The following is a 10,615-nucleotide window of genomic DNA, read 5'->3' on the forward strand; positions in this document are numbered from 1 at the left end:
AGAAATACAATATTTAATACAAATTTGGAAATCCCCCAGGCTGCCTTAAGTCCAAAACAAAACAGCTTTCCAAACACTCCGAACATACAAAAAATAAATAATAATGTAAACATCTCTGTGTCACTCCTTTAAAATCCTTCAATATCTTTTAATATCATCAATATCTCTGCAGCTGTCTTAATACATCTTCCACCCTGCGGATGGCTTCGTCAATCTGTCTGCGTGCCTTGTTGATCCTGTCCTGAACCATCAGATCCACAAATGCATTGTCAAAAAAGACATCTGCAAAAGTCAGAAGATCACTGGTTTCAATATGCAGGTCATATATCATACTTACGTCTCGCAGCTCTCTGCTGAAATTATCCAGATCATATCTGGCCTGTTCCATACACTGTCTGGCCTGCTGCATCTTGGACTGCTTCACCATACTGGAAAAGAATCCTCCTTGAAAAATATCCCACAAGCCCCAGTTCCTTGCACTTGAAAGATTATCCTGCGCTGCCCGAAGGCTATGTAATGCTCTCTGACCTGCCTCAATGGCTTCTCTTTTTTCTTTTTCTATATCATATCCCATGATGATTCTCCTTATTGTATACTACCTTTTCTTCCTGTTCATATCATACATTATATCGCTGTTTGTTGCTGAAATAAATCCATTTTCTGAATTTCTTTCTTTTGGTAATGCGTCCTACATAAATAAAATCATTCTTACCAGTGTTCCAACCACAGTTACGATCAGCCATTCATTCTTTATCATTTCTTCTTCCTCTGCTTTCATATTGTGCCGGCTTGAAAACCGATTTATCTTTTATCCCAAGCCTGTTGCTGTATTCCGGATTTTGTCTCATCTCTTCCAGTATCCGTATCATCCTTCTTCTTTCGATAACATCCATACCTCGTTTCTTTCTTTTTTATTTCCTTGCTGTCAACTGATAAATCCAGTATAATAAAACACAGCACCAAAATATACATCTGCTTTATTGAAATAACAGCACATATTTCTCTGTTTTTGGAGATATAGGGAGGAGCCAGTATGGGGAAGCAATCTACCCGTGAGAATAAAACAATTTATCAGATCTGCCGCGAAGAGCAGGGACTGACCCGTGAAAAAGCCAGCGAAAAAATGATCGGTGTATCCGCTTCAAGAATTGAAAAAATAGAATACGAACTGCAGGATCCTACGCCATATGACATCGTCCAAATGGCAGACTGTTACAGGCGGCCGGACCTGTGCAACTATTATTGTTCCCACAAGTGTACCATTGGTGACAGATATGTACCTGAGATTGAGGTTTCCGAGCTCTCCACCATTATCCTGGAAACCATTGCAAGTCTGAATGAGATCAATCCTCTTACCAGCCGACTGATCCAGATTGCCAGAGACGGGAAAGTCACGGACGATGAGATCCATGATTTTGCATATATCAGCCAAAAGCTGGATGAAGTTTCCCTGGCCATTGATTCCCTGAATCTGTGGGTAGACAAAACCGCAGGAGAAAATAACCTTAACATAGAGCTTTTAAACAAAGAAAAAGAAAAGTTAAAATTAAAACAAGAAAAGGGCGGTAATTAAACCACCCTTTTCTATCAATCCGGTTGCCTTGGATCTCTTTGCCCGGATCTTAATTTACTTATGTCAAAATCCTGTATGATTCCGATCAGCTGTCCGGATATGATCACCGTCAGAAGGGAATACCCGATCCTCTTCAGCGGAATATAGCTGATAGACAGCACAAGCACCACAAGGTCGCTGATCAGATACACCCACTGTACCTTAAGGCCCGTTAAATGGGATACTCCCATTGCAAGGGCATCATCTCCGGAAATAGCACCTCCGATCCTTACACATGCCCCGGCTCCAACACCTACGAATATTGCTCCTACGACAGATGCCACCAAAGGCATGTTATAAAGCTGAGGCCATAAGGGCTCAAACTGTTCAAAGATACGGTATGCCACAGAAAAGCTTACTGTGGCTATACCTGAATAGACAAGAAATATACGGCCCAGTATTTTCCATCCTAACGCATAGCAGATCACATTGGCTACAAAATTCGTAACCGAAGGCGATATGCCAAACCAATGCTCCAGCAAAAGGTTCAGGCCGATCACGCCTCCTTCTTGTCACCCCGGAAAGCGAATGGACATGATAAAGACCAAAGGCCAGAAACGTGCTGCTCAACACAGCAATAATGCAATTTTTAATTTTGATATCTTTAAAAAGTTTTTCCCTCAATCCCAATTTTTACTCACCAATCTTTTCTGTTATTTCTCGCTGCCTTATCTTTCTGAGCAGTAAAGTACTCCTCACATGACAGAGTGTGTAAAGACTATTATCCCCTATCATGACCAAATCGTCAAGCAAAAACCGATCATTGATTCTTTTATCCTACCAGCCCAGATCCATCAGCCAGTTATTCAGTCCCCGTTCCTTTTCAGCGGTTATATATTCCGGATGGGTATATTCTCCCTTGATATTGCCATCTACAATATAAAGGATCCTGCTGCATTTGGCGGCAACCTTTGCATCATGTGTAACCATTACAATAGTCGTACCCTCCCGATTCAGCTTTACCAGTTCGTCCATTACCTCATTGGAAGAGGTACGGTTTAAAGCTCCTGTAGGTTCATCTGCAAACAACAGTCTTGGCTGGTTCATCATACTTCTGCAGATACAGGCTCTCTGAAGCTGTCCACCGGATACCTCATTCACATCATTATCAGCGATTTCAATAATACCCAGCTTACGCATCAGCTGTTCTCCTCTTTTTTGCTTCTGGCTTCTGCTTTCATCTGTTTTTTTGCTTTCTGCAGCCGGAAGTATGATATTATCCAGGATAGTCAGATTTTTCATCATATACATCTGTTGAAAAATAAATCCCATTTCATCCAGCCGAAGCTTTGTCAGTTCTTTTTCACTGAGGGTAGTCAGATTCTTTCCTTCAAAAAGCACCTGTCCGCCAGTTGCACGATCCATCCCGGATATTGCATATAGAAGCGTGGATTTCCCGGAACCGGACGGTCCCATGATCGCCACCATATCTCCTTCATTTACCTGAAGATTTACATTTCTAAGTACATTGTTCTGTCGTTTATCTATAACATATGTTTTGCAAAGATTCTTTGCACAAAGTAATGCTGCCATTTTAATTTCCTCCCTTTTTGCTACTCGATGTTCGCTGTGTCGCTGCTTTTGATCTTCCGGATATACAATGCGGTAATGCCGCTTCCCAAAAATGTTATACATAAAATCACTGCCGGATACATAAGAAAAATTTTCCAAGGACTGATCACAAAGGAAACCTTTCCGGCTCCTGTCATGCCAAACAGCGGATTTCCTACCAGGTATGTTACCGGTACGGAACATAATGCAGCCAACAGCACTGCAAATAATGTAACTATTCCAAACCGCATGATGTGCCATCTGATGATCCTGGAGCTGCCAAAGCCAATAGCCTTCAAAATAGCGATCTGGCTTCTTTCATCTGCCAGGAATGACCGTTCCATCAGAACGCATACCAGCAGTATCACGATCAGTGTAATACCAAGCAAAAGATACTGCACAGCCTCCACAGTAGATGCTATACCCATCATATCATCACAATACTCCACTGCATTCATCACATGATCGATTTCAAACAGCTTTTCTACTTTTTCTTTACGAGTTTCAATCTCTTCTGCAGACGGATGATCCTGGAAATTGATCTGATAAGGCATCAAAGTTGAAAGATATCTAAAATCTGTAGGTGCATCCTCATGAAGCCGGATCACCTGTCCAAGCTGATTCATACTCTGGAAATATGCCACCACCACACAATCAACTGTTTCTGTCCCAAAATCAATTGACATGGTATCTCCAAGTTTCGCACCTGTCAGGTTGCTAATAGTAGGGGTGATGGCAATTTCATTTTTATTTCCAGGTGCCTCCCCTTCCGTGTATTCGTACTCTGATGCATTTGTATGGATTCCCTGCTGGCAGGAAAGAGAATAATCTTTATCCTTTACCCGCACTTTATATTTATACAATGCTTCCACGCACATCTTTGCAGGCATTCCATCATCAGCCAGAAGTTGTTCCTGATCAGCCAGATATGTTTCTACCTGTTTTTCCCCATCCTGGGTCATGCTGTTGATCCCAGCCTCCTGATCCTGATAATACAGATCGCTTCGTTTTCCAAAAGTTGTAACAAAAGCATCGCTTCGCAGGGTTGCACTCACATTCACAAACACAAGCACAAACAGGGTACAGATAAAGAAAGCAATGATAATGGTCATGTACCGTTTCGGCGCACTGAATATATCATTCACTGCCAGGAATGTACTGGTACTTCTGCGGCTTTTCCCAAGCCTGAACGGCGATTTCTTTTTATATCGTTCCCCTGTCTCACCGGAACGGATAGCATCAATAGGTGAATACTTTTTCACCAGCTTTGTACACCGAAATGTAAAAAGAAGAATCACGCCTACCACTAGGACTGCACCAATCGCTGACAGCAGAAAATGATTGTCTGCCTCCAGCACCATATTATTACTTACAGACTGTAAAAGCAGCTTTGAAAAAGGAACACTAAACCCAAGCCCTGCCCCGGCTCCTACCACAGACATCATCAGATATTTTATAAGATAAAGGCTGCGGATCCTGAAATTGCGGATACCAATCGCCTTCATAACCCCGATCTCACGAAATTCCTCGGAAATGGTAAATGTAATGGAGAACTTCAGCACAACAAAAGAGATCAGGATCAGGCACACACTTAAGATCAGTATTGTAAATGCTACGACCATGTTCATCACATACGTAGTTTTTATCATGGAATATGCACCAGAAAACATAACTCCTGGTACTTCAGAGATCAGGGACGCCAGATCCGACTCCTGTGCACCATCTGCCAGGTCAATATAGCACACCTGCCCCTGATATTTATCACGTACATTCTCATTTGAAAACAGCTTTTCCATTTCCCTTTCATTAAAAAGAACCGTCTGTTTTGCATCATAGGTGAACCGAAAAGCGCATCCTTGGCTGTGCCGTCCAAAATTACGGAAAAAGATACACTGTCATGTGTAACCGTAATCTTATCACTTGTCTTAAGATGATTTTCTTCCATAAAATCCCCGGTTACATAGGCATGCCCGGGCTGGATTTCTGTGATCTGTTTGTTGTCTTTATCAAAGTATTTCAGCTGACTGTCTTCCAAAACCTGGAAAACTACTGAGTTTTTCGCTTCGATCTTTGTTCCGTCCGCTTTTTTCAGATTGGATTTATCACCCCAGATCACAGGTTCTATGCGGCATTCTTTGATATCATCATTTCCTTGCAGCACATCTTCCAGCGCTGTCTTGCTTTCTTCTCCCATGGAGATCACCACATAATCCCCGATCCCGGCCTTTTTCAGATAATGGTCTGTTCCGTTCATAACAGAGACCACATTACTGAGTCCGCTTGCCACAAACATGGCAGCCAGCAGGATAAAAGAAAGAAGGACAGCATTCATCACTTTTTTTCTTTTTAAATCTTTTTTCAAAATACGAAAAAACATCCTGGATTTTCCTCCCTTTATTTGATGTATCCATCTTACAGGAGAATTTATTAAACAATCCTTAAATGCCTGCTGTTCAGTAATTATTTTTTATCTTCATCATTGCTTTTTACACCGGTCATACCTTTCGCACAACCATAGTTACAGCAAAATCCTGCTTCTGGATTTCCGCATATACTTCCCCATCCATTTTCCGCATCAGCTGCCTGCTGATATAAAGCCCCAGCCCGGAGCCTTTGGCAGAGCCTGCATTGCTGCCTCGATAAAAAGAATCAAACAGATTCACCAGCTCTTCTGCCTTTAGTGTACAGCCGGAATTGATCACATGGATCAGCAGACAATCCTCTTCCTCTCCAAAAGAGATATTAACTCTTTCTCCATCCCCGTATTTCACCGCATTTTCCAGAAGGTTCTGCAATACCTCGATCAGCCGGTCAGGATCTCCCTTTAATAAACAGTCTGTATAGGCCTGAATTCCAAAGCTGACATGCAGCTGTCCCAGTTTGTCCTCATAAAGCATCCGAATCGCTTCTATCACAGTTGAAAGATAAACTTCTCCCGGATTCACTGTCAGATGCAGGAAATCCTCCCTTGAAGCTTCCGTGATCTCACTGATGTAATCTTCGATCTCTTTTACATTTTTCTCAATGCCATGGTATGCTTCCACACGCTTTTCTTCCGTTGTATAAAGCCCTTCCTTCAGCACTCTTATCGTACAGGTTGATGGCAGATAAAGGCGTCTTGATATCATGTGCAAGAGACAGAATCAGGGTCTTTTTCTCCTTTTGCAACTGTAGTTGTTTTTCTTTATTATCCTCAAGAGTATCCCGCAGCATGTCCATTCCCCATAAAAATCTGCCCAAGTATTTGCTTTTCTCTGCAGGAATCGGCATAGACAGATTCCCCTTTGCCAGTTCCTCTGTAAGATGCTCCATTCTGTGAAAAGGCTTTATTATTTTTTCCTTCATATAAACCACTAAAAAAACAGACATGAAAAACAGGATTCCCAGGGCAATATCCATAAGGATCCATGTTCTGTAGTCTGTCCGAGTATAAAAAACCTTGTAAATCGTATCTGTTTTTTCCTGGTAATTTCTGGATCACTAGGTTCAGGATCTGCAATCCATAGGTAATAAAGCAGGTTGGCAATCCCAATGAATACCAGTTCCAGCCCAAGGAATCTTCTTGCAAATTTTTTGTAATCATTCATATCGATACCCCGTCCCCCACACAGTAATAATGTGCTTTGGATCCTTCGGATCCTGCTCAATCTTCTTACGAAGCCATTTAATGTGAACAGTAAGGGTCTGCAGTTCGGATTCGCTGTCACTGCCCCACACACGATTAAACAAGTATTCCTTCTTCAGGGTAGTTCCTTTATTCTCGACCAGAAGCTTTAGTAATTGAAATTCCTTTTCCGTAACATTCACAGGCTTTCCATTCACAGTAAGGGTCTGGGATACGTTATTCAGCTTCAGATGGCCGCACACAAGTTCATCCAACGCATATTTCCGCTTGAAGATTCCATTGATCTTTGCCATCAGTATATCAATATCATAAGGCTTGCTGATGTAGTCATCTGCTCCGATCTGCAAGCCTTTTAATGTGCTTTCTTTATCTGTCCTGGCACTTGCGATGAGAATATGGGCATTGGAAGTCTCCCGATTTTTTGGCACAGACAGAAGTAGCCATCCGCGTCAGCTGGCCACCGGCCGTATATCCAGCACGATCAAATTAGCGCCATACCTTTCAAAAATATCAAGAGCCTTTTCCCCTGTTTCTGCAAGACTTACGGTATAATTCTCTTTTCTGATAAAATCGCATAACAGTGTCCCGATTTCTATGTTGTCTTCTACAATGATAATATCCGGCACCTGTTTCTCCCTCCTGTGGTTCAGTCATGTCCTGTAACTGATATACAGATTATACATCTACCAGTCAAAGTTAAAAAAGCAAAATGTTTGATCATTCCCGATATCACAGCATTATAAAACCCGGCCGAAAACTCAGCGGGGTTATTTCTACACATCCACTATGCCATGCTATTGACAGTGTCAGACGTATAAAGCATCTCCGCGTGATTCTCTGCTCTTCGATCTGGATATCTGCCAAAAGTTTTCTCACACCTGGATCTGCAAATGCAAACACTTCCGTATTGTAAGTAGAAGAAACAAGTTTTTCTGTTCCGATACAATCGGTTGCAAGGAAGCTATCTGCCTTCTTATCCTCTGAAGGTGCCATGCTGTACGTTGCGGTTGGTTGATAATCTTTCCCCGCACAGTCATTGCAATCACAAGAAGGTACTCTTCCAGACAATACCTGCGTAAGCGAATCCAAATGTTTCTGCTCTTTTCCCTGCAAGTCTGTAAACAGATCAACAAGCACCTGATCCTTAGCAAGCTTACTATATCTCTGGTATTTTTCCACGCAGGACTGCTCCTGTGTCTGTAAATCTTTGATCACAGTTGTCTCTTTGTCACTTAATATCATCTTTCTGCCTCTTTCCCACAGGTCTAAAACCTGTGATAAGTTTGTATGATTCATGATGATATTATGTGCCACAGCAATAGTAATTATTCATTTTCTTCGTAATAAAGCAGACAAGCCCGCTTCAAAGATCCTAAGTTTCTCAATCATTAAGGGGCTTGCTAATGTTTTGCTCCACCAGTTCGATTATTTCATATACTTCCCAATCGTATTGATCAAAGAGATATCTGCCGGCAGCCAGGCAACGCTGTCTAACTGATCCTTGGTAAGCCACTTTGCAGCTTCTGCTTCTTTTAGCTCAAGATGGCCTTTGGTTACCTCCGCCCAAAAACAATCCATAGAAAGGTGGAAGCTGGGATAATCATACTCAATCGTATCCACCCATTCACCAATCTTGATTTCTGTATCCAGTTCTTCCATTATTCCTCTCTTGCAAGAGCCTGCTGTGGTGTCTCTCCGGCTTCTACTTTTCCTCCCGGAAATTCCCATCCGCCCTTAAATTCACCATAGCCTCTTGCTGTTGCAAATATTTTATTTTTCTCTTTCATATTGTCGCAGATAATTGCTGCTACTACTTTTATTGTTTTCATCTATTGAATACCTCTAACTATTTATGCCGTAATATTAGACTGCAAGTATCTTAATAAATCCTCTCTCACTGCATGATGCATTTTTATAGTGACTTTAGCGATCGGCTGCATACGTCCACGATTATCTTCTTTCTGTGCATTGAAAGCTTTTACGATATCAAATTGTCCCATGTAATAAAAGCTTGTTTCCGCATCTGATTTTTTCACAAGTAAATGCTTTCTTGCAGCTCCAAGCACATCCTGCATATAAGAACTGTCCAGACCTTTCCCAATCTGTGAGTCCCACTTAAAGATCAGATTGTCCTCAAATGCATCTGCGTAATCCGGTTTTCCATCCACATAATTTTTCTCATCCTGGCTCTCTTCTTTATGATAGGTAATGAAAATAAAAACATCGTCTTTAATTCGTTTCATACCATACATGATAGAAGAAAGATCCTTACCACAGTTCATAAGCAGACTGACATCCCTTCTGGAATACTTTTCATATAACACAAAGGGATTGTCCGCACTCCTTCCCGGAAGATACTTCTCCTGATATCTGGCAATACCAACCTTTATAATATCTTCCACCTGTGTATAGAACTGCCTGTGTGTAAGCCTTTCAGCGTAGCTTTGCACTCTTTGGATCATTCCAGGCCGGGTGCTTTCCAGGATATTGATCTGACTGAATTTCTGATATTCTGCTTCTTTACTCACAAAATGTCCCTGCAGCACCTGAACAGCATCCTTTACCTGTGCTATGCTGATCTCAAATCCAAACTTCTTTTTGTATTCCTCTGCAAAATCCCCAATCCCGATCTGATCTTTGTGAAGAAGCTGACCAAGTATTGCAAGCTCATCCGGACGCACTCCTGAAAGAACCGTTTTGGACAAATACTCCAGTGTTAATTTTTCCTGTTCGCTTAAACAATTCTTGTATTTATCCTTTTCCATGGCCTGCATAAAGGCATCATATGTTTTATATTCTCTGATGATCACCAGCGGATCAATTTCCTGATTCTCATAGAAATCATACAGAAGCGGAATCCGTCCCAGTCGATTTTTCAAAGAAATATAGCTTTCTTTGATCAAGGCTTTCATACCTTTGATCCTGTCGATTGACTTAAAGATCTTGTCCTTGGAAATCTGGTCAAAATGAACGGTCGATGCCCCAGGTATCGTACTGTTCCCGCTAATCACGTACTTGCGGATCACATCCGCATTATAGGAACGATCCCCTGATAATGCCACCGGTATCATGAAATTATTATTATAATTCCCGATAAAATCCAAAACAACAACATATTCTTTCCCTGGTGCTTTTCTCAGTCCTCGTCCCAACTGTTGAATAAATACAATCGGTGACTGTGTAGGTCTAAGCATAATAACCTGATTCACTTCAACAATATCTACGCCTTCATTTAATATGTCTCGGGAGAAAATATAATCCAGCGGCTGCATCTCCTCTGTTGCAGCAGCTTCATCCATGGCCAGTCTTTCAAATGCTGCCTGGCGTATCTCCTCACTGTCATTACCACTTAATGCAACTGTACGGTATCCCAGTGCATTGAACTTTCGTGATAATTCCTCACATTCCTTCACACGGCTGCAAAAAATAAGTCCCTTTACACGATCACCGCTGTAGCCATAATATTCCGACTGTTGGATCACATGTCTTACTCTCTCATCACTGGTAAGCTGATTAAATTCTTCATCTGTCAGCTTCGTACTCTGTAATGTTTTGTCATCCAGTGAAATCACTTCACTGATCCCAAAATAATGAAACGGGCAAAGCAGATCCTCTTCCATAGCCTGCTGCAAACGAATTTCGTGAGCAATCTGATAATGAAAGATCTCATAGATATTTTTACCGTCCTGGTCATCATCCCGTTTGTCCGGAGTTGCTGTCATGCCCAAGAACAGCTTCGGTTTAAAATAATTAATGACCTTGGTGTAGATATTGTTAGAACTATGGTGTGCTTCATCCAAAATAATGCAATCAAAGTCATCCGGCTG

At 41.7% G+C, this 10,615-nt stretch carries 11 protein-coding genes and 2 pseudogenes; 1 reads left to right on the forward strand and 12 read right to left on the reverse strand.

Annotated elements, in window-relative coordinates:
* Positions 1–157 precede the first annotated feature (157 nt).
* Positions 158–574: a hypothetical protein gene (locus tag R1Y93_RS12690; RefSeq protein WP_368189847.1), complete on the reverse strand. Its 417-nt coding sequence runs from the start codon at positions 572–574 to the stop codon at positions 158–160.
* Between the two features lie 459 nt (positions 575–1,033).
* On the opposite strand from R1Y93_RS12690, the gene R1Y93_RS12695 reads away from it, so the two are divergent.
* Entirely contained in the window at positions 1,034–1,573 is a 540-nt protein-coding gene (locus R1Y93_RS12695) for a helix-turn-helix domain-containing protein (RefSeq protein ID WP_500823096.1), read from the forward strand.
* Positions 1,574–1,587: 14 nt separating this feature from the next.
* Here the strand turns inward: R1Y93_RS12695 and R1Y93_RS12700 are convergent, their stop codons facing one another.
* The 11 genes and pseudogenes from R1Y93_RS12700 to R1Y93_RS12750 all read right to left on the reverse strand — a co-directional run.
* The gene (locus tag R1Y93_RS12700; RefSeq protein ID WP_500823097.1) at positions 1,588–2,112 is read right to left on the reverse strand and encodes a DUF6198 family protein; all 525 of its coding nucleotides are present in this window, start codon (positions 2,110–2,112) and stop codon (positions 1,588–1,590) included.
* Between the two features lie 277 nt (positions 2,113–2,389).
* Positions 2,390–3,145: an ABC transporter ATP-binding protein gene (locus R1Y93_RS12705; protein ID WP_500823098.1), complete on the reverse strand. Its 756-nt coding sequence runs from the start codon at positions 3,143–3,145 to the stop codon at positions 2,390–2,392.
* Positions 3,146–3,165: 20 nt separating this feature from the next.
* Complete coding sequence (locus R1Y93_RS12710; RefSeq protein ID WP_500823099.1) at positions 3,166–4,959, reverse strand: ABC transporter permease; 1,794 nt, start codon at positions 4,957–4,959, stop codon at positions 3,166–3,168.
* A complete protein-coding gene (locus R1Y93_RS12715; protein ID WP_500823100.1) occupies positions 4,854–5,540 on the reverse strand; it encodes a hypothetical protein in 687 nt (228 codons plus the stop codon). Before R1Y93_RS12715 ends, R1Y93_RS12710 begins: the two co-directional genes overlap by 106 nt.
* A gap of 118 nt (positions 5,541–5,658) precedes the next feature.
* Positions 5,659–6,207, reverse strand: a complete 549-nt coding sequence (locus R1Y93_RS12720; RefSeq protein ID WP_500823101.1) for a sensor histidine kinase — start codon at positions 6,205–6,207, stop codon at positions 5,659–5,661.
* Positions 6,185–6,508, reverse strand: a complete 324-nt coding sequence (locus tag R1Y93_RS12725) for a HAMP domain-containing protein (protein WP_500823102.1) — start codon at positions 6,506–6,508, stop codon at positions 6,185–6,187. Before R1Y93_RS12725 ends, R1Y93_RS12720 begins: the two co-directional genes overlap by 23 nt.
* Positions 6,509–6,742: 234 nt before the next feature.
* On the reverse strand, positions 6,743–7,216 hold the full coding sequence (locus R1Y93_RS12730; RefSeq protein ID WP_500823103.1) for a response regulator transcription factor: 474 nt from the start codon (positions 7,214–7,216) through the stop codon (positions 6,743–6,745).
* A 21-nt stretch (positions 7,217–7,237) separates the two neighbouring features.
* Positions 7,238–7,414 (reverse strand): response regulator, encoded by a 177-nt coding sequence (locus R1Y93_RS12735; RefSeq protein WP_500823104.1) that lies wholly within the window; start codon positions 7,412–7,414, stop codon positions 7,238–7,240.
* 158 nt (positions 7,415–7,572) lie between these two features.
* Positions 7,573–8,030: pseudogene (locus R1Y93_RS12740) on the reverse strand (ferritin-like domain-containing protein).
* Between the two features lie 183 nt (positions 8,031–8,213).
* Positions 8,214–8,617: pseudogene (locus tag R1Y93_RS12745) on the reverse strand ((deoxy)nucleoside triphosphate pyrophosphohydrolase).
* Positions 8,618–8,638: 21 nt separating this feature from the next.
* Positions 8,639–10,615 (reverse strand): DUF3427 domain-containing protein (locus R1Y93_RS12750; RefSeq protein ID WP_500823105.1); only part of this gene is annotated, 1,977 nt, incomplete at its 5' end.

The organism is Blautia sp. HA3515 (genome assembly GCF_059933065.1).

Coding starts and splice junctions, on each gene's coding strand:
- R1Y93_RS12690 (WP_368189847.1), bottom strand. CDS start 574: ATGGGATATGATATAGAAAAAGAAAAAAGAGAAGCCATTGAGGCAGGT.
- R1Y93_RS12725 (WP_500823102.1), bottom strand. CDS start 6,508: ATGAAGGAAAAAATAATAAAGCCTTTTCACAGAATGGAGCATCTTACA.
- R1Y93_RS12710 (WP_500823099.1), bottom strand. CDS start 4,959: ATGGAAAAGCTGTTTTCAAATGAGAATGTACGTGATAAATATCAGGGG.
- R1Y93_RS12695 (WP_500823096.1), top strand. CDS start 1,034: ATGGGGAAGCAATCTACCCGTGAGAATAAAACAATTTATCAGATCTGC.
- R1Y93_RS12715 (WP_500823100.1), bottom strand. CDS start 5,540: ATGTTTTTTCGTATTTTGAAAAAAGATTTAAAAAGAAAAAAAGTGATG.
- R1Y93_RS12705 (WP_500823098.1), bottom strand. CDS start 3,145: ATGGCAGCATTACTTTGTGCAAAGAATCTTTGCAAAACATATGTTATA.